18 protein-coding genes are annotated in these 19,799 nt (G+C 42.6%); 7 read left to right on the top strand and 11 right to left on the bottom strand.

Features of this window, described 5'->3' with window-relative positions; translation table 11 throughout:
• Window positions 1-19: 19 nt before the first annotated feature.
• Genes AC6CHI_RS10660 through AC6CHI_RS10670 form a run of 3 tightly spaced genes read right to left on the bottom strand, consistent with a single transcriptional unit; the run spans window position 20 to window position 3,352 of the window.
• On the bottom strand, window positions 20-1,258 hold the full coding sequence (locus tag AC6CHI_RS10660; RefSeq protein ID WP_498121203.1) for a styrene monooxygenase/indole monooxygenase family protein: 1,239 nt from the start codon (window positions 1,256-1,258) through the stop codon (window positions 20-22).
• Window positions 1,259-1,303: 45 nt separating this feature from the next.
• Window positions 1,304-2,089, bottom strand: a complete 786-nt coding sequence (locus tag AC6CHI_RS10665) for an SDR family oxidoreductase (protein WP_498121204.1) — start codon at window positions 2,087-2,089, stop codon at window positions 1,304-1,306.
• Between the two features lie 3 nt (window positions 2,090-2,092).
• Window positions 2,093-3,352 carry a dienelactone hydrolase family protein gene (locus tag AC6CHI_RS10670; RefSeq protein WP_498121205.1) on the bottom strand — a complete coding sequence of 420 codons (1,260 nt, stop codon included), beginning with the start codon at window positions 3,350-3,352 and terminating at the stop codon, window positions 2,093-2,095.
• Between the two features lie 556 nt (window positions 3,353-3,908).
• On the opposite strand from AC6CHI_RS10670, the gene AC6CHI_RS10675 reads away from it, so the two are divergent.
• Window positions 3,909-5,249, top strand: coding sequence for an MFS transporter (locus AC6CHI_RS10675; RefSeq protein ID WP_498121207.1), 1,341 nt, complete (start codon window positions 3,909-3,911; stop codon window positions 5,247-5,249).
• Between the two features lie 62 nt (window positions 5,250-5,311).
• Here the strand turns inward: AC6CHI_RS10675 and AC6CHI_RS10680 are convergent, their stop codons facing one another.
• From AC6CHI_RS10680 to AC6CHI_RS10695, 4 genes are all read right to left on the bottom strand, one after another.
• Window positions 5,312-6,301 carry an AraC family transcriptional regulator gene (locus tag AC6CHI_RS10680; protein WP_498121209.1) on the bottom strand — a complete coding sequence of 330 codons (990 nt, stop codon included), beginning with the start codon at window positions 6,299-6,301 and terminating at the stop codon, window positions 5,312-5,314.
• Window positions 6,302-6,832: 531 nt separating this feature from the next.
• Window positions 6,833-7,285 carry a copper resistance protein NlpE N-terminal domain-containing protein gene (locus AC6CHI_RS10685; protein ID WP_498121210.1) on the bottom strand — a complete coding sequence of 151 codons (453 nt, stop codon included), beginning with the start codon at window positions 7,283-7,285 and terminating at the stop codon, window positions 6,833-6,835.
• Window positions 7,286-7,347: 62 nt separating this feature from the next.
• Window positions 7,348-9,453, bottom strand: coding sequence for a TonB-dependent receptor (locus tag AC6CHI_RS10690; RefSeq protein ID WP_498121212.1), 2,106 nt, complete (start codon window positions 9,451-9,453; stop codon window positions 7,348-7,350).
• Between the two features lie 324 nt (window positions 9,454-9,777).
• Window positions 9,778-10,170, bottom strand: a complete 393-nt coding sequence (locus AC6CHI_RS10695; RefSeq protein ID WP_498121252.1) for a DUF2946 domain-containing protein — start codon at window positions 10,168-10,170, stop codon at window positions 9,778-9,780.
• Between the two features lie 262 nt (window positions 10,171-10,432).
• Between AC6CHI_RS10695 and AC6CHI_RS10700 the strand changes: the two genes are divergently transcribed.
• From AC6CHI_RS10700 to AC6CHI_RS10715, 4 genes are all read left to right on the top strand, one after another.
• Entirely contained in the window at window positions 10,433-10,906 is a 474-nt protein-coding gene (locus tag AC6CHI_RS10700) for a DUF2946 domain-containing protein (RefSeq protein WP_498121214.1), read from the top strand.
• Between the two features lie 151 nt (window positions 10,907-11,057).
• On the top strand, window positions 11,058-12,491 hold the full coding sequence (locus AC6CHI_RS10705; protein WP_458892453.1) for a cytochrome ubiquinol oxidase subunit I: 1,434 nt from the start codon (window positions 11,058-11,060) through the stop codon (window positions 12,489-12,491).
• The gene (cydB, locus tag AC6CHI_RS10710) at window positions 12,488-13,492 is read left to right on the top strand and encodes a cytochrome d ubiquinol oxidase subunit II (protein ID WP_498121215.1); all 1,005 of its coding nucleotides are present in this window, start codon (window positions 12,488-12,490) and stop codon (window positions 13,490-13,492) included. Before AC6CHI_RS10705 ends, cydB begins: the two co-directional genes overlap by 4 nt.
• A gap of 132 nt (window positions 13,493-13,624) precedes the next feature.
• The gene (locus AC6CHI_RS10715; RefSeq protein WP_498121217.1) at window positions 13,625-13,879 is read left to right on the top strand and encodes a helix-turn-helix domain-containing protein; all 255 of its coding nucleotides are present in this window, start codon (window positions 13,625-13,627) and stop codon (window positions 13,877-13,879) included.
• A gap of 89 nt (window positions 13,880-13,968) precedes the next feature.
• Here AC6CHI_RS10715 and AC6CHI_RS10720 read toward each other — a convergent pair whose 3' ends face one another.
• The 3 genes from AC6CHI_RS10720 to AC6CHI_RS10730 form a co-directional block, all read right to left on the bottom strand.
• On the bottom strand, window positions 13,969-15,318 hold the full coding sequence (locus AC6CHI_RS10720; protein WP_498121218.1) for a PepSY-associated TM helix domain-containing protein: 1,350 nt from the start codon (window positions 15,316-15,318) through the stop codon (window positions 13,969-13,971).
• 154 nt (window positions 15,319-15,472) lie between these two features.
• Complete coding sequence (locus tag AC6CHI_RS10725; RefSeq protein ID WP_458892450.1) at window positions 15,473-16,399, bottom strand: LysR family transcriptional regulator; 927 nt, start codon at window positions 16,397-16,399, stop codon at window positions 15,473-15,475.
• Between the two features lie 116 nt (window positions 16,400-16,515).
• Window positions 16,516-16,965 (bottom strand): DUF1569 domain-containing protein, encoded by a 450-nt coding sequence (locus AC6CHI_RS10730; RefSeq protein WP_498121219.1) that lies wholly within the window; start codon window positions 16,963-16,965, stop codon window positions 16,516-16,518.
• Window positions 16,966-17,253: 288 nt separating this feature from the next.
• On the opposite strand from AC6CHI_RS10730, the gene AC6CHI_RS10735 reads away from it, so the two are divergent.
• Window positions 17,254-17,529 carry a metal/formaldehyde-sensitive transcriptional repressor gene (locus AC6CHI_RS10735; RefSeq protein WP_458892448.1) on the top strand — a complete coding sequence of 92 codons (276 nt, stop codon included), beginning with the start codon at window positions 17,254-17,256 and terminating at the stop codon, window positions 17,527-17,529.
• 19 nt (window positions 17,530-17,548) lie between these two features.
• Window positions 17,549-18,658, top strand: a complete 1,110-nt coding sequence (locus tag AC6CHI_RS10740) for an S-(hydroxymethyl)glutathione dehydrogenase/class III alcohol dehydrogenase (protein WP_458892447.1) — start codon at window positions 17,549-17,551, stop codon at window positions 18,656-18,658.
• A 115-nt stretch (window positions 18,659-18,773) separates the two neighbouring features.
• Here the strand turns inward: AC6CHI_RS10740 and puuE are convergent, their stop codons facing one another.
• On the bottom strand, window positions 18,774-19,736 hold the full coding sequence (gene puuE, locus AC6CHI_RS10745; RefSeq protein ID WP_498121220.1) for an allantoinase PuuE: 963 nt from the start codon (window positions 19,734-19,736) through the stop codon (window positions 18,774-18,776).
• Window positions 19,737-19,799: the final 63 nt, after the last annotated feature.

Genomic DNA, 19,799 nt, shown 5'->3' on the forward strand with positions numbered 1-19,799 from the left:
TCCTTTTTACAAAACCTGATTACGCAACTTTTTGAGCTGTTTTCATGGCCAGAAAATGCTGAGCCTGTTCAGCATCAAACCACCACGGTGCAAAGTCACGCGGATCATCAAAATTATTCGCCATGACAGAAGCAATCGCTTGGTTTTGACTGGCTGCTGCAAGTAATTCCACGACATGCGGTTCGGGTGGCATTAACAAACTGTTGGTCCACGCCACTACTTTTTCGGCATAAGCCCAATAGCGCTCGAAGGTTTGTTGCATCCACGCTTCACTGAAAGCTTGATCATCGTTGGCTAAAATCGCATCAAAATAAATCTTGCTGCATTTGGCCGCATTATTTGAGCCTTGACCAGTAATCGGATCATTCACGACTAAGGCATCGGCCATACCAAAGATTTTTTTGCCTGAAGGCAAAGTCAACACTGGTTGACGTACAGTCGGTGGGAAACGCCCTGCCAAATAGCCGCCAGCATCGGTGAGTTCAACATTGCTGCAACGATCAAATTCCCATGGCACATATTTTTTAAGCAGTTCTAGACTACGCTGTAAATGCTGTTCAGGCGTTTGTACATCTTGCCAACAGTCCATTGGACCACCGGGAATCCCTTCAAATACCATAATGTCGCAAGGCCCATTAATGGTCAGTGCAGGGAAACAGAAGTATTCTCCCACTTCAGGAATAATATTGAAGCTAACCCGTGAATACGGTGAGATGGGTTGCATGCCTTTTACATAGGTTAATGCCAGTGCGCGTTGGGGTTTATCAAATACGCTTCTTGCCTCATCCCGTTCAAATTGTTTAACCACTTCCCCCTTACCGGCGGCCAAAAGCACCAGTTCATATTCATTGGCCAGTTGTTCAAGTTCTTCAATGCCAACATCCTGAATGATTAATTGACCGCCACGCTTTTCAAACTCCTGCATCCAAAATGGCATTTTCACACGCTGATCGACCGATTGTGCATAGCGTTCCAGACGCGCACTCCACTCAAATGCCTTGCCACCCTGCTCGGGGTTAACCAGAGCCAAACTGATGCCCTCTACGGCAGGACATTGCTCTTCCCAAAAATTTAAGCCCAAATCTCGTTCAGTCTGCAAAGCTGTATGAAACATACATTGACTCGACATGACTTTACCCTGACGAATTTCCTCGGCAGTACGGTTGGTAATTAAAGTCACGTCATAACCTGTATCTAACAGACCTAATCCCAGTTGCAGACCTGATTGTCCTGCTCCAACAATTGCAATACGGCGCATGTGTTTCTCCAAATTTTTACATTTTTTCAATAATTTATAGCTGTTTTAGCTAGCTAAGCGTGGTATGGCGGGTTGAGCGCCTTCTGGCCCCATCACCGAATAGCCGCCATCCACGGCATAATCTGCCCCAGTCACAAAGCTGGCTGCGGGTGACAATAAAAACTGCACCACATTGGCAACTTCTTCTGGATGTCCCAAACGCCCCAATAAGTGATAATCCGCCGCAACGCCATCTGCCTTTTCACGGTTGTTACCACTCACTTCGGCAATGACTCGTGACCATGTCCAACCTGGGGAAATCGAATTCACCCGTATACCGTCTGTGGCAAAGTCCATGGCCATACTTTGGGTTAATTGACGAATTGCAGCTTTAGAAACCGGATATAACCAACGCCCTGTTTGGGCATACTTGGCGGAAATGGAAGTAAAATTTACGATTGAACCGCGCTGCTTTTTTAAATCTGGATAGAAAGCACGGGTTAACTCCACCACAGACAATACATTGATATCTAATGCTTTTAACCAATCCTGACGAGAGGACTGAAAACCATCATCCAAATACGTACAGGCCAAATTCACTAAACAGCTCACTTCACCTAAATGCTGATGAATGTTTTTCACTGCCTGCTGAATGGCAAGATCACTGGTTAAATCCACCTGAATAAACATCACATCATAAGGAAAACTTTCCGCAACCTTTTTGCCTTGGGCATCAATATCAAGTATCGCAACCCGTGCTCCCGCATTCACCAGCGCCTGTACCACTGCTTTACCGATTAAGGTTGCACCACCACTGACAACTGCAACTTTGCCCTTTAAGTCCGTATTCATAATTCATACTCCTTCACGAATGGGTTTGCCTTCACTGCTCGACCATGACGGCATGAGCGTATTCGAGGGCAAATCCTCATCGAGGAGCTTTTTGGCAGTTTCAACGCCAGCCACAGGTAAACCATCTGGATTGAGTAAACCTATTTGCACCAGCACCGATGCCTGATCCCAGTAAATATGTTCATGACAAAGCTTGTCACCTCTAAACTGAATGACGCCCAACATTGGAATTTCTACGTATCTGCCTGTCGGTTTCACCCCAGGGAGTAACCAGTCAATTTCCGTATCATGGGTAAAACTCATAATGAACTCATCGACCACTTGGGTTGAACCCACCGTGCGGGAAATAGAGGTAATCTTCATATCTTCAGGGTTTTGATGCACAAAATGGTAACGGTAGAAGCGTGCTAGCTGGCTTTGACCGACTCCGCCCGTTAAAGTCGGAATGTGGTTGACATAAGGTTCTGCAACCATCGTGGCCATTGTTGCGGGAACATCTCGAGTATCAAACTCATGTCGAATATGCTCTTCCCAAAGTGTTACCAAATCAAAATGTGGCCCAATCATTTCATGTAATGCGGTTACTGTCCGTTCATGTGCAAAACGCGCTGAGGGCTTGTGATAATGTTCACTTTTAGGTCGTGCAAAAGCATGGTCGACATCTTCATAAACATATGCTTGTACATTGGCATATTGAGCAGCGGCATTGACGATCGCTTGTCTTGCATCTGGCGGGGTGAACTGATCCAGTTCAGCAATATGAAGTACCAGCCGACCTTTTAAATTTTTCAGCTCATCTAAAACCTGCGCTAAACCCACACCATAGTAACCCACCGCACAGGCAACCTCTGGCAAACGGCAGGCCGCCAAGTACGCCAGTTTGCCACCAAGGCAATATCCAACAACCCCCAAACCTGTTTCAGCATCACACTCAGGGCGTGTTCGTAGATAAGCCAAACTATCTTGAATGTCTTCAACCCCTAAATTTTCATCATACTGTTGATAAAGCGCATAGGCTTGGGCAAAATCCTCTGCGCTATATCCCAGTTCAATATTCGCAGCATTGCGCCAGAATAAATCAGGGACTAACACGGTATAGCCTTCCTCAGCAAGGAAGTCCGCCTTTTCACGCATGGCGGCATTCACACCAAAAATTTCCTGACACAGTACAATGCCCGGACCTTTACCTGAAGATGGGACAACCAAGTAAGCGCTGAATTGTTTACCTGACTGTGTTTTTATCTGAATCGTTTTACCCGCCATAATTGTCAACTCCTGACTTTGTTATGGCTTTATCTTCTATTTAAATTTTTTTTATGACTGTCCAAAAGCTGCGGAGACTATCCAATCTATGCGTAATTGTCTCAAGCAATGACACACTTACCGCTTTATTCATTATTCGCTGGATTCAATCTCGTCATGCATTCATTTGTTTAATGCTGCTTGGAAAAAATGGATGAAGTTCAGGAGATAGTGGATAGTCGAAAAACCCTAAAAAGAGTTCAATCAAAACTACAACACATGAAATGTCGATGCCTTGCTGTAAATATCCACATGGAACTCTTGAATCCAATATCCGCGGCAAAGCTGTGTGGTGATTGAAATGATATTGTAATGACAAATGAGAACGCTTGGGTCATTCCACTCAATTTGTCACTATTTCTCATTTCAAAGAACACAGACATTTCGGTTAAATCAACAGCCTTCTCATTGAAGCTTATGGCTCAAGACCATAAAACTTCAACGCCAGATATGGATAACAACGTGTGACAGCAAGCTAAGCTGTCCAGCAAAAATAAACCGGTTCAAAGGAATAATGATGAGAACAATTGAAGTCAGTAATATTATCAACCGAGAGCGGCTCTCCCCACTTCAGTGGCTGGTGTTTACACTGGGTTTCTTGGTATTTTTTTGTGATGGTCTCGATACGGGAATTATCGGATTCATTGCCCCAGCCTTGCTTGATGATTGGGGGATTAGCAAACCACAACTGGCACCCGTACTGAGTGCGGCCTTGGTCGGTATGTCCATTGGCGCAATTTTGTCAGGGCCTCTGTCTGATAAATTTGGACGCAAAGGCATTATTGTAATTACCACATTGCTATTTTCGATCTTTACCATTTTATGTGGATTTGCAGATTCTACCCAAGAGTTGATGATTTACCGTTTTATTACAGGGATTGGCTTAGGTGCTGCCATGCCAAATATCAGTACCATGGTTTCTGAATATATGCCGCTAAAACGCAAAGCCTTTCTAACTGGATTAGCAGGCTGTGGTTTTATGCTCGGTATTTCTTGTGGTGGCGTGCTATCGGCCTATTTACTGGAAATGTTCGGCTGGGCGAAAGTCATCATTATTGGGGGGAGTATTCCATTACTTCTGGTCATCACCCTGATTATTGCATTACCAGAGTCGACACAATCCCTCATTGCGCGTAATCAACAAGATAAAGCTCAAGCCATTTTAGAACGCATTCAAGGGCAACCCTTTAATGAACCAGTCAAATTGGTCTTGGCTCAGACTGAAACCTCAAACGAAAACCCAGTAAAAATGGTGTTAGGCAAATACTTATTTAGTTCGAGCATGTTGTGGTTATGCTGCTTTACTAGTTTATTGGTCTTCTATCTTTTAACCAGCTGGATGCCAACTATTCTGAAAACTGCGGGTTTTAGTACGCAACAATTTAGCTTAATTGCCGCTATTTTCCCTTTTGGTGGTGTGATTGGCGCAACTGTGATGGGCTGGTATATGGATAAAGTGAATCCAACCACCGTCATTAAATATGCCTACTTTATCGCTTTCGGCTTATTTATTTTGGCTGGTTTTGTCAGCTCAAATATTCTATTGCTTGGAATAACCATTTTCCTGATTGGTGCATTACTCGCGGGCGCACAATCTTCTTTATTACCGCTTGCAACCCTGCTTTACCCAGCTATGTGTCGTGCCGTTGGTGTGTCATGGATGCATGGTATTGGCCGAATTGGCGCAATTCTGGGAGCATTCTTCGGATCATTAATCTTTACTTTCAACTTAAGTTTAGGCGGAATTTTCTTTGTCCTCGCTATTCCAACCCTAATTTCATTTATAGCACTTAGCCTAAAAGTGATTATTGAAAAAGCCAAAGAAAAGCAAAGTTATAAATTAGAAGAATCTGTCTAGCCTTTCAGATTGATGTAAAAAAACCTGATTAAATCAAATTAATCAGGTTTTTTTGATGGGGACTATTGCCGGTTTTTAAGTTTAGTTTCACTCGGCTTTTCTCCAAACTCCTCTTTATAATCCTGAGAAAAACGACTGAGATGGGTAAAGCCCCAGTCATAGGCAAGTTTAGAAATCGACAGTTTAGAATTCACATTGGCATGACTTAAAATTTTATAAATCTGCTGCAAACGATATTTTCTTAAATAAGCCATTGGGCTGGTGCCATAATACTGCTGAAACTCGTCATAGAGTTTAGATTTGGAAACACCTGCCAAGCGTTGCAAATCTTCAGCGCAAATTTCTTCATGGGCATGTTCAATAATGAAATTTTTGACTTTACGGATATACAGCGGCTCTTGTTGTTGTGCCTGCATTTTCAATGCAGCCGTATAATTATGCTCTTGCGATAGCAATAATGCCTTGATCACAAAGTTTTCATAATCTTGAGACAACATTTGCAACCCGAAAAACCCATTATTTTGAGTATTGAACTGCAAAAAGTTCTGCACATTCTTCCACCACACTTCAATCATTTGCGTGGAGGCCAAATGCATTTCCGGGTTGAAAATAATCGGCTGTTCTACTGGCTTATCCAATAAATCGGCCAAAACCATGTGCATACTTTTTTCAGGAATAACCACCTGCAATTTTTGACAGTGCCGGTCAATGATTAATTCCTGACTATCATTATTCGAAACAATCAAGCCTCGATTGGCATCAGAAACATAGTTTTCACCCCGTATCTTTAAGGCTTGGGTACCCTGTATCGGCAAACTAATGCTATAAGCTTTTAAATTCGAGATATTAATGGATACATTTGCACCATAACTGATCGTGCCGATGGCCATATTCCGATTCGGCAAACGCATACCATCATAATGAAAATCTAAAGTGTCACGCGCACTGGTGTCCAAACGGTGTTCACCGCAAATCACGGACATCAAATTCTGAGCATAATCCGCTTGCCGCGAATAATGATTCATATTCATCTGTTGGCTGAGTGATGTCATATCCTTTTTCACCTAGCTAAGACCTAATTGCTTAACAGCAACTTTTGTACCAATCAAAATCCTTTGATGGCGTATTTTTTCGATGCCTGAAGCATCGAACTTTTAAAAGCATCCTTATTTTTAAGTTAAAAATAAGACTTTGTGAAATACCTCAAAAGTATAATTTTATAACTTTGTGTCAAATTCTCCCTATTCGACTTTATGATCCTTCATCATCATACACAGCAACTATTCAATTAAAAAGCGCGTTTGATGTTTTTAGCAAGGCTGAGTCATGCTGAATAATGCAGTATGTTAAGGAAGTTCAACAACTCGATAAACTTTATACATGTATTCAGTGAATACGGACACAAAAACAAAAGTCGGATGTCGGTTTGCCCAAAACTGCAACTTAAGGGCTACCAACATCGACGCGCACTTGACTCAAAAGCATGACTGAGAACTCATGTGCTTTTTAGCTGCAATGACCAATTATTCGGCCCTAATAAGCAAATGCGCTGCCTTTGTTTCTCAATCACAATATTTTAAAAATTAGATTTTCACCAACTGAAAATCAGGAAAGTCTCGATAAGATGCACCAGATTTGACATCAATCACTTCAACATAATCCTGTCCAAAAATAAGCTGATTGCGCTCTTTAACACCCTGAAGTTGAATTTTCAGTTTTCCAGAATCTTCAAAGGCAAAATGCCCTTGGTACTCTTCAGCTTTTTGCGTGTCGCTATTCGGGGTACGTCGCAATTGAAAGCTTTGATCGGACTTGAGATAAATTTCGACCGTTGTGCCCTCACATCCATCACAAAATGCAGAACAGGTGATACATGGGGTAATTCCTTTGTAATGACCGACCCACTTTTGCAGCTCAGGATCTATCACGTTCATGGTTTTTACATGCTCACTGTCCTTTTGTTCGGCTTGTTCTGATTGGTTACAGCCCAAACATAAACTGGCAAAGACAAAACTACATACTAAGGTTTTTTTCATAGTGCAAATCTCTTTGAAAAGATGGGCATAGGCTGCATAAACGACAGCCCTGGCCTGGTCTTTTAGAATGTCCAGTTTAAAGTCAGAGTTGCCTTCAGTGGCTCGCCCGGTTGTACCCAGTTATTGGTATAACTCGATACGTAATAATCTTGGTCAAACAGATTTTCAATATTCAACTGGGCACGCACATCAGGACGGAATTGCAGATAGCCACCCACATTCACGACAGTGAAATCAGGCAAACTTGTACCATTATCAATATAGTTTGCACTGCGCTTGCCGTAATAATTCAGATTGGCAATTAAACCCGAAGCATGTCCTGCCAGATTAAACTGGTAATCCGCACTCAAATTTGCGGTATGTTTTGGAATATTTTTCAGTCTTGCACCTTTCTCTTCAACTTCACTTTCCACGACAGAAGCATCGGTAAAGGTATAGTTCGCATTTATACGCAGTTGTTCAGTCAGTTGATGCTGTAACTCAAATTCCAGTCCATGACTTTGCACTCGCCCACTGTCCACATAACTATCGCTAATGCCTTCGGTTAACAAATGCTGTTTTTGCATATCAAAATATGTCAGACCTAACCAGCTTTTGGCTAAGAACTGATATTTAGCACCTACTTCCCAACTTTCTGTTTTTTCAGGCTCATACAGTGCATTGTTTTTATTGAGCCCCGTATTCAGTTCAAACGCTTTGCCCCAGTTACTATAAAATGACAACTTTTCAGTGGGTTGATAATTGATTCCCGCACGTGGGGTAAATGGACTAAAGGCCTGATTCGCACTTTTTCCTGTACGATGATCATCAATCTGTTGTTCTAAACGATTAAAACGACCACCCAATAAGATATTCCACTGATCATTCAAGAAAATGTGGTCTTGGAGATTAAAGCCCAACATCTCTTGCGTTTCTTTCGTGTTCTTGGTGGTGCGGGTTAAAGGCAAAATATTTTCACCATAAACAGGTTGATAAAGATCAATCGGACTACTTGTACCTGCTGCATTACGGCGTTGTAATTGATCAATAGTGTAATGCCCTGCTTCAACATTCGTAACCAATTCATGCCGAATTGAACCGGTATTAAATTTGCCTCGTAAAATCGATTGGAAGTTACTGGTTTCAGTTTCAAATTGTCTGGCGCGGCGGAAACGATTGGCGGTACGGCCATCCACCGCAATGGATGAAATTTCAGTGGAAGTCCCCGCGCGCTCACCATGGTTATAAGTTATGGCTGTAGTAGTGTTCCAATCATCATTAAATGCATGATTAAAGCGCAATTGATACATCTGATCTTTAATCGTGATATCGCCATCACTCGGCTCACCCAAAAAGGTCTTTTTATTCAGCGTCAATTGACCATTAAGCATCGGAATGCCCCGATCAAACACCCCGTTGGACTGTGCAAATTCCGTATCTAAATTCAGTTGGGTTTGCTCTGAAATCTTCCAAGCCAATTGTGGGGCAATGTAATAGTGTTGACTGTCTACGTGATCACGGAAGCTCTGATTATTTTCATAGGCCAAGCCTAGTCGATAAGCCAGCGCCTGATTCACTGCACCCGTAGCATCTAGCGCAGCTCGATATTCTTCTAAGGTGCTGCCACTCAGGCTGTAACTGCCTTTAGATTGCCATTCTGGTTGCTTGGTGGTGATATTCATGATGCCACCGATCGCCCCTTGTCCATACATGGCTGCCATCGGACCTTTTAAGAAATCAATCGCTTGTATATTCACCATATCTCGAGGTGTATGAATGCCACTCACAGAACTCAAGCCATTACGCATGTAAATCGTCCCCATGTTTGGGTCAGTACTAAAGCCACGGAATGAGTAATTATCCCAAAATCCGCCACCATAACTGTCTTGATACACCACCCCATTCACCAATGACAAAGCATCGCTAATGCGCTGTACATTATGATTTTGAATATCCGTCTCGGACACATGCGACTTGGTAAAAGGCACATCCAATAAATCATGATTAAACTGGGTGATGGCTTGTGATGAAGTATGACGTTCATCCTGCTTTTCTGCGGTTAAAGTAATGGTGGATAACTGTGTAATATCCGTGTCTTGCTCAGTTGCTTCAGCGGCAAAAACCACATTGATTGAAAGTTGCGCCAGCAAAATACTCAACGTGAGCGGATGAACAATAAATTTCGCCATGAAATAAAACCTAAAATTCTAATGCTGAAATCCATGCAAACTCCGCAAGGTGCGCAAGTGATGCCGGTTTCATGGAATAATTGAATGGTTTGAATTTCCCTCAAGCTACAGGTACAGGCAGCGCTATATTTCTTTCATCGCCAAGCTTGTGCCACGGAAGCAATAGATGAAATCCCAGGATGAGGTTTGCCTGTTGCAACAGCACTCAAAGCATAAGATGTGAAATACCTATGCCATTACGCAGTCATACAGACAATGATTCAAACCAGACTCAACACAAACCATTGGAAGATTCCAATATCTGTGCATGCTTTATGTAAATATTTAGGCCAATACTGGTGGGGCACGTCCCTGAGGACTTAGAAATAACCGCTGTAAAACAAAGAAAACATGGCGAAAGGCTTGTTGAAATGCCAATAAGCGAACATTTAAGCGTTTAACCACTTCTTTAATTTCTATATTTAAATACGGCAGCAAATGTCCATACACGGTACAGAAAATACAGTGATGATCCAGTTGGTGTTGGTGCTTAGACGTGGAATGCTGCATTTGCAACAGATCATGAGACTGCGAAGTGTCCGCAGTTGAATGATGCAGCGTTTGATGAGTGGATGATTGTACTTGTAGCGTTAATTCGGCAATAGTGACGCATACCGGGGAAATCTGAAATTTCTCAGGTAAGAGTGGCTGTAAAAATACAGCTACTTGTAAAAACATCGCCATTAAAGCGAGAACCAAAGCTGTTCTCAACCCGCTATACATCCATCAATTGTGCGAGGCGGAAACTAACATAATACATACGCGTGAATCAATTGGTTTAACCTTGCGCTTGGTTGAGTTTGCTTGAGGAAAAATTCACCATCCAGTCAAAATTTCAGTGGTTTATATATGATTTCATGAGATTTATGTCTACCATTTCACAAAACATTTGCTATAGTGTTGTGCTAATGATTTCCAAAAGAGATCACATTAGGTGCTTATGTGTTTCGGAAGACTGTTTGGTTTCTTTGCAGTCTTATTACAGATAGCGGTGTTTTTACAGCCACTTTTGCCAGAGAAGTTCCAAATTTCTCCTGTCTGTGAAACTATTGCCCAAGCACTTAAAATAGGTGATTTTTCCACCAACACTTCACCCAATTTGCAGCAGTCCCATCAGCATCACAACATGATGAACATGACGGATCATTCGCAATATTTGGGGCATACTCTAGCAAGCAACGATCAAGCCAGTCCAACAACGCACTCACATCATGATGCTAATCATCAGTGTCAGTACTGCGTAGTCTATAGCCATGTCTTGCCGTTACCCGAGACTGATTTCAAGCTGATTTTACTGCGAATACAGATTCGTTTTCTGGCATTCCGTGAAAACTTCTTGCATGTGTTCTTTGAACTACAGCAGCTCTTTCTCATTCCTCAAGGTCGAGCACCACCACTGTCTTTTGCAATCTAAGTCACGCAGCAATTTTGCTGTGCTTTTCATTTTATTGCATCGAAGAGACAGATCTTATGTTTATATCTTTTTTTGATACTCCAATGTGGGTAGAGCCCAATTCATCTCAATATTTCCTAACGTTGCACCCAGCATTGCGTGGGGTGACAGCATGAATTTAGGTTTAACTGCACTGGAACTGGCACGTATTCAGTTTGCCTTTACCGTTTCCTTTCATATTATTTTTCCAGCAATTTCCATTGGGCTTGCCAGCTTTCTGGCTGTACTTGAATGGCGCTGGTTAAGAACCAACAACCCAATTTATCAGGACTTGTTTAAATTCTGGGTGAAAATTTTTGCGGTCGCTTTTGGCATGGGCGTGGTCTCGGGCGTGGTGATGAGCTATCAGTTTGGCACCAACTGGAGTGAATTTTCACGTTTTGCTGGCGGTGTCACCGGGCCATTATTGGCCTATGAAGTATTAAGTGCCTTTTTCCTAGAAGCCGGTTTCTTGGGCATTATGCTCTTCGGCTGGGGGCGCGTGGGTAAAAAAGCCCACTTCTTTGCCACCTTAATGGTCGCAGTCGGGACCTGTATTTCCATGTTCTGGATTTTATCTTCAAACAGTTGGATGCAAACCCCGCAAGGCTTTAGCATCGAAAACGGCGTGATTGTGCCGCAAGACTGGTTTGCTATTGTCTTTAACCCCTCTTTTCATTACCGTTTAGCACATATGGCGATTGCGGCCTTTATGGTTGCGGCCTTACTGGTAGCAGCAACAGCGGCATGGCATCTACTCAAAGGTCGTCGTGATGAACTGGTCAAAAAATCTTTCTCGATGGCGCTTTGGCTGATTCTGATTCTTGCACCACTGCAAGTGTTGATTGGAGATGCCCACGGCTTAAATACCTTAAAACATCAGCCTGCCAAACTTGCCGCGATGGAAGGTCATTGGGAAACCAATCATGATGAAGGTATGCCGCTTTATTTATTTGGTCTTCCAGATATGCAAGAAGAACGTACCAAATATGCCCTTGCCATTCCCAATCTCGGTAGCCTCATTCTGACACACTCTAAAGATGGCACCGTACAGGGGTTAAAAGATTTTGCCCCTGAAGATCGTCCTAATTCAACTGTGGTGTTCTGGAGCTTCCGCATTATGGTTGGCTTAGGCATGTTGATGTTGCTCTTGGCATTGGCAGGACTCTGGCTCAGAAAAGGCAATCAACTTTATGAAAATAAATGGCTGCAACGTTTCGCATTGTTCATGGGGCCCTCAGGATTTATCGCTTTACTGGCGGGTTGGTTCACCACGGAGGTTGGACGCCAACCTTGGGTAATCTACGGGGTGATGCGTACCAAAGATGCGCTTTCTCCTGTTTCTGCGGAACAAGTCGGACTCACATTAATTATTTTTGTTGTGGTGTACTGCATCGTATTTGGGATCGGCATTTATTACATGCTGAAACTCATGCATAAAGGACCTGAGTTTATTCATAGTACTGCTGAAGAAGTTGGTGGTGTAGGTCATTTTAAAACACCAATGCGCCCATTAAGTGCCGCAGATGACTTTATTGACGATCAAAATCAGGGAGCATCATCATGATCGATTTATCTTTAATTTGGATTGTCATTATTGCCATTGGCGTCTTTATTTATGTGGTCCTAGATGGCTTCGATTTAGGGATTGGGATTCTGTTTCCTTTTATAAAAAGCCAACAAGAACGCGATGTAATGATGAATACCGTCGCTCCAGTCTGGGATGGCAATGAAACGTGGATGGTGCTGGGTGGTGCTGGTTTATTTGCAGCATTTCCGATGGTCTATTCGGCGGTACTTTCTGCACTTTATCTACCGATTATTCTCATGGTCATTGCCTTGATTTTCCGTGGGGTTGCTTTTGAATTTCGCTTTAAAGCCAATCGCACCAAGCATTTATGGGACAAAGCTTTTATTAGTGGCTCTTTCTGTTCAAGCTTTTTACAAGGAGTCATTTTAGGCGCTTATATTCAAGGCATTCATATTGTGGATGGTCGTTATGCGGGCGGTGGTCTCGACTGGCTGACTCCCTTTTCATTGTTTACCGGCTTAGGCGTTGTGATTGTTTATGCTGCTCTCGGTTGTGGCTGGCTGATATTAAAAACCGACCAGCATCTACAACAACAGATGTATAAACTGATGCCGAAATTGATGCTGGCATTGTTCATCATTTTTGTGGTGGTGAGTATTTATACCCCTATGGCGCATCCCCGCATTGCTGAGCGTTGGTTTACTCAACCGCAATTGCTCTATTTTAGCCCTGTGCCAATATTGGTGGTGGTGTTTAGCTATCTCACCATTCAGGCCTGTAGCAAACAGCAGGAATCGACACCCTTTTTGTATACGCTGGCTTTGGTGTTCTTGGCCTATACGGGTTTTTTAATCAGCATTTTCCCTTACGTCATTCCACCATCCATCACCATTTGGGATGCCGCTGCACCCGCCAATAGTCAATTATTTGCCCTTATCGGGGCTTTAATCTTAATCCCAATCATTATCATGTACACCATTTTGTCGTACTGGGTGTTCCGTGACAAAGTCCGTGTTGGTGATGAAGGCTACCATTAAGGAGTGACTTATGAAATTATCTCAATTTCAGTGGTTTATTGTGCTTTGGTTAGCAGGGTTTCTGGGACTGTTGGTGATTGCACTACTGTTTAGATTATTGCTACAACTGGCCTATTGAATCGGGAGCATGACATGCATTTATCAGCACAAGCTCAGGTATTTCATGAGCGTTATGTCTCGAAGCAAGCCTTTAACTGGTCAGAAAGCATTATCCGAACCAGACATAAAATGCAGATTTCACAGCTCGAACTTGCCACAAAACTTGGCATTTCGGTCAGGACTTTAGAAAGTTGGGAGCGTGGTGTCCGCCAACCTTCGAGTTCTGCTCAGGCACTCATTCGCCTCTTTCTCAAATCCCCACAATTTGTGCTAGAAAATTTGGCATAAATGACAGGAGTACCATGCACATGCATGGTACTTCACATCTCTAGCTTGAGTTGTAGCTTCGCGCTAATCAATTGAAATTAAAATAAAGATTAAGATGGACGCTTAAAGTGTTTATACAGTTGCACCAGTGCAAAAACAGCATGAAAGAATACGATACTGAGTACCCAGATTGGGACTAAGCAATACAGTACAACCATCGCAACCGACAGCAGTATTAAAGGCTTCAAGTTACGCTGTTGCCACAGACGTTTTAAATTTTCATTAAAACTCTGTATGGTTTGAATCGGTCGGCTATAACTCCACCATGCTCGATAGGCCAAGAGAATAATCACCAAGATGCCTAACGCACTGATCACAAGCAGCAGCTGATTCACCCAGCCGAACAGCACGCCTATATGCATATCAATGCCCCAGCGGGTCAGTTTGGCCGAGAGTGGAAAATCCTGAAAATGCACAGCATCAATGACTTTGTGCTGCTGCATGTCTACCGCTAAAGCATCGACTTGAATCGGATGGCGATGATTCATTTCTTCAACCTTCCATGCCAGATGCATGTCATAACTCGGCTTAATCTGTAAGGCTGCTGCCATCAAACCGTTGGCTCTAGCAATTGCAATAATTTGATCAAACTGATTCAGGTCTAGCTTTTGCATTGCAGAAGCTGACATCTGCATCATGGCATGATGTTCTGCGTGTAAATTTGGAGCAGTTGTCTGCGGAACATGCGCAATCTGCAAGTTTAAGCTTGGTGTGTCACTGTTTAGCCAATGCCGAATTTGCGCAATATTCTCACCTGCCCATTTTGACCACGTGAGTCCGGTCAGGGATAAAAATAACAACATGGGCAATATCAGTAATGCCGTAAGATAATGCCACCTGATGAACGTATGCCGCTCATGTGACGCTTGTTGAATTGTTTTTCGCTTCAGCCACCATTGCAACAAGCCCGTGAGGGTAAAAATGCCCAACCAACTCGCGGCCAGTTCACTATAAAGCCGCCCCCATTCACCCAAGAACAAATTACGGTGTAGCTGATCCAGAAAAGTCCGCACAGGTAACACACCACTCGTACCATAGACAGGTAACTGACCTTGTATCGCCAACGTATAAGGGTTCACAAAAATAGCCGTACTGGTCACAGCATCTTCAGCGGATTGATACAGAACACGCGTGGTGCTGTCTGCGGTTGCTGGAGTACGTACAGCCAGAATAGTCGCGCCATCAGGCAAGGCATGTTGTGCCGCTTTAACCTGTAAGCTTAAAGCTTGTGGCTCCTGCTCTGGCTGATGTGCAGCAAATAACTGTTGCCGATAAATGCTCTGCTCGATTTGAGGAGTTAAGGCATACAGCAGACCCGTCATAGCCGCAATAAAAATGAGCGGTGCCATGAACACCCCCAATTGACTATGAGTTAAATTTAATAAGGTCTTCCACATCATGCCATCCGCATACCATCTTTGATCAAACCGACAAGGTTCATCTGCTTAAACTTAAGGCGGCATTATACGGGCAAAACAGCACAAAATTGCTAGCTGTATGGGGAAATTCAGAATAATTGAAAACGGTATCACCTGAAGACGAGACACCATGTTTTCAAGAACTGCTGTGAAATACACTTCTTAGATCATTAATAAAATACTGTTCCAGTAAGGAGAGCTCTCTATCTTTATGCCAAGCCACGGATATTGGAATAATCGAGACATAGGGAAATGGCGGCAGTTGCTTAAACAACCGCTGTTTCTGGCTTTTTTCAATAATATTTTTGGGCAATAGCCCGATACCAATGCCATTTTGAATAAACCGGATCACTTCATCCATATTATTGGTGGTCACTAATAGCCTATTATTTTTCAGAATGCTTTCCCGCACCTCATTTAATGGCGATGCTGGATTATTTAACTGTTCACTTTGGAAAGAAATAAATCCATGTCCTTTAATTTGCTCAATGCTTTGAATATTCTCGTGATAAAGCGGATGTTGATCACTGCAAAATAGTGCGTATTTTTGATTAATTAAGGTATGGTAATTCAATTTTGGATGATGGGTTTGATTAATCCCAATGCCCAAAGCGGGAATTTTTTGTAATAACAACTGTTGAATTTCTTTACTCTTTAAAACATCAACCTGAAAATCCACCAATGGATATTTTTGATGAAAATCATGCAAGAGCTGATCATACCGGCTCGATTCTATACGGCTCAGCACCAAAAGTTTAATCGTACCTGATAAGCTATTTTTCTCTGTATTCAGTCTTTCTTCATAGTCCAATAATTGACTATAAATCATCATACTCGCTTCAAAAACAATTTCACCCGTTGCGGTTAAGTAAAACTTGCCCCCTGTGCGCACAATCAGCGTTTCACCAATTTGCTCTTCCAGTCTTTTTAGGCTTTGGCTAATCGCGGATTGGGTGAGAAAAAGCTTGATCGCAGCTTTATTTAAACTGCCTTCTTGAACAATCACGCGAAAGATACGCAGCAAAGACCAATTACATTTATCGAGTAATACATTTGATCGCATGCTTAAATCCCTCTTTTGGTGCTGTTCCATCCATTGCATTCCGATCATATCAAAATTATGTGCTTATCGTTCAGATTTGATCGAGCATCGTTCAAGCAAAACCTGAGCCAAAAAAATTATGATTCAGTGCGAAAATTCACCTCCGAGAAATGATCCTGAATATGCAAGGTAAAATATCGGTCATACTGCGCCTTCGTTAAATTACCGAATACAAAATGTGGCTGAAGCTGACCTTCATAAGCCAAAAATTGATCAATAATCTGTATCAAAATCTCTAAAGCTGGACGATGCTGTACCTCTATTGCTGCTGCCCCCTCTAAGTCTGCCTGTAAATTATGCTGCATTCGATTACGGTAGAAAAACCAAGCCAAAACCCAAGGACCAATGGTATTGCGAATAATCCGCGGTTTTAACTTCGGATAGCCTGTCATTGCACAAAGAATGGTCTGAGCACAATGCGTACAAATCTGCATCAGTGACCAATCCACTGTGATTGCTTCACTATGGCTATATTGAAGCAGATAATTTCGTAAACTGCGGAGATCTGAGACTGCGGATAAATTCATACGACAACCACTATAAAAATTTGCCTGATTATAGGAGATTGCTGTTTTCCAAATTGTCTTCTGGCTGACACTTCTCTAGAGAGACTCGCCCTACGTCATCTCATTGCTTCTGGCATCCGTGAAAGTGCCTGACATAAAATTGATCTAATTCCATAAAAAAACAACGTTGCCCCTTCGACACCTTTAGGGCTTGTTTTTTTGCTCGACATTTTAATTTTTTTAGTCGGATGATTGCCCCTCTTTATACTATAGGGTACTATACTATCAAAGAAGCCAAAGACAGATTTCATGCCGAACCAAATTGAAGATAAAAAAAGAATTCTGCTCAGGGTCAGACGTATTAAAGGTCAAACCCAAGCCATTGAAAATGCATTAGAAGAAAATGCAGATTGCGGAGCAATTCTTCAACAAATATGTTCAGTCCGTGGAGCCATTAATGGCTTAATGAATGAAATGCTAGAAATTCACTTAAAAGATACTCTCGTTACAGGCGAGTCAACCGAGCAAGAGCGAAAAGAGGAATTTGTCGATATCGCCAAAATTCTCAAGTCATATTTAAAATAATCTTATCAGGAAGAATTTTATGAAATCACGTGCAGCCGTAGCCTTTGCCCCGGGTCAACCCCTTCAAATCGTTGAAATCGATGTTGCCCCACCGCAAAAAGGTGAAGTCTTAGTGAAAATCACGCATACAGGCGTTTGCCATACCGACGCTTTTACCTTATCAGGTGATGATCCTGAAGGTGTATTCCCTGCGGTATTGGGGCATGAAGGTGCAGGTATTGTGGTGGAAGTTGGTGAAGGTGTGACCAGTGTACAACCCGGTGACCATGTAATTCCGCTGTATACCGCTGAATGTAAAGAATGTTTATTCTGTAAATCTGGAAAAACCAATCTTTGCGTTGCTGTACGTGCTACTCAAGGCAAAGGTGTTATGCCAGATGGCACTACACGCTTCTCATATAACGGCGAACCTATTTATCACTACATGGGCTGTTCAACCTTTAGTGAATATACGGTTGTGGCTGAAGTTTCTTTGGCCAAAATCAACCCAGAAGCCAATCATGAGCAAGTCTGCTTATTGGGTTGTGGCGTAACTACAGGAATTGGTGCTGTACACAATACAGCTAAAGTACAGGAAGGCGATTCTGTTGCTGTATTTGGCTTGGGTGGTATTGGTCTTGCCGTAGTGCAAGGTGCAAAACAGGCCAAAGCAGGTCGTATTATTGTTGTCGACACCAATCCAGACAAGTTTGAACTGGCCAAACAGTTTGGCGCTACTGATTTCTTAAATCCAAAAGATTATGCACAACCAATTCAACAAGTGATTGTTGAAATGACAGGTTGGGGTGTCGATCATTCCTTTGAATGTATTGGTAATGTGAATGTTATGCGCTCTGCATTAGAGTGTGCACACCGTGGTTGGGGACAGTCGGTTATTATTGGTGTTGCAGGTGCCGGTCAGGAAATTTCAACGCGTCCGTTCCAGTTAGTTACAGGTCGTAAGTGGATGGGAACTGCATTTGGCGGAGTGAAAGGCCGCACTCAATTGCCAGGTATGGTCGAAGATGCCATGAAAGGTGATATTCAATTAGAACCTTTCGTAACCCATACCATGGGCTTAGAAAAAATCAATGAAGCTTTTGATTTAATGCATGAAGGCAAGTCTATTCGTTCCGTGGTGCATTTCTAAGATTAAAATTACCACTGTATTTGCTATACATCCTTAACTCAGGTTAAGGATGTATCTCTTGTAATAAAGCTTAAAGAAATGCCAGTTCTTTTAAAGTAAAACCCTTCGTGTTCTCTTATTCAGCATGATGCTGATACCAGTGCTCCGCAATATCCCCGCGCCTGCAAATCCAAACTTTGTCGTGAGATTGAATATAATCTAAAAATCTTTGCAAAGCTTTAAAACGTCCCGGTCGCCCTAAAATCCGGCAATGCATACCTATCGACAACATTTTCGGAGAGGCTTCCCCTTCTGCATATAACACATCAAAGGCATCTTTTAAGTATTGGTAAAATTGCTCAGCACTGTTAAAACCCCCAGGGGAGCTGAACTTCATGTCATTGCTGTCCAAGCTATAGGGAATAATTAAATGTGGGCGGCTATCACCTGAGGAATCTGTTAATGGACTCCAAAATGGCAAGTCATCCCCATAGTAATCACAATCATATTTGATCTGCGGGAACTCGGCTAATAACTGACGGGTATTCGGGCTATCCCGACCGGTATACCAACCGATAGGTGCTTGTCCAAATAAGGCTTCCAAAACACTGATGGCCTGATCCATATATTGGTGTTCAAGTTCAATCGGCATGTCTTGATAATGTAGCCAACGCTGACCATGTGAAACCACATCATAATTTGCGTCTTTGATCGCTTGTACAATATAGGGATTGCGAATTAATGCCATGCCCACCCCAAAGATTGTCATGGGCAAATTACGTCGTTTAAACTCCTGATGAATACGCCAGAATCCGGCACGAGAACCATATTCATACATGGAATCCATCGACATATGTTTATCGGGAAAGCTTGCTGCCCCAATAATCTCGGATAAGAACTGTTCGGAGCCAGCATCACCATGTTCAATGTGGTTTTCACCCCCTTCTTCATAATTCAGTACAAACTGCACTGCAATACGAGCCCCATTCGGCCATTGTACTTTGGGTGGCTCACCATGATAGCCAATCAAATCGCGTGAATAAGGTGCATGCTGAATGTGGTCGATGAGTTCCTGCCCACGTAAATAATCTTGTGTCACTTATATTCCTCGGAAGATAGATCAATATAGCTTTGTTATTTGTAAATACAGCGGTTTTATTGA

It is taken from the genome of Acinetobacter sp. GQ146 (assembly GCF_059758585.1).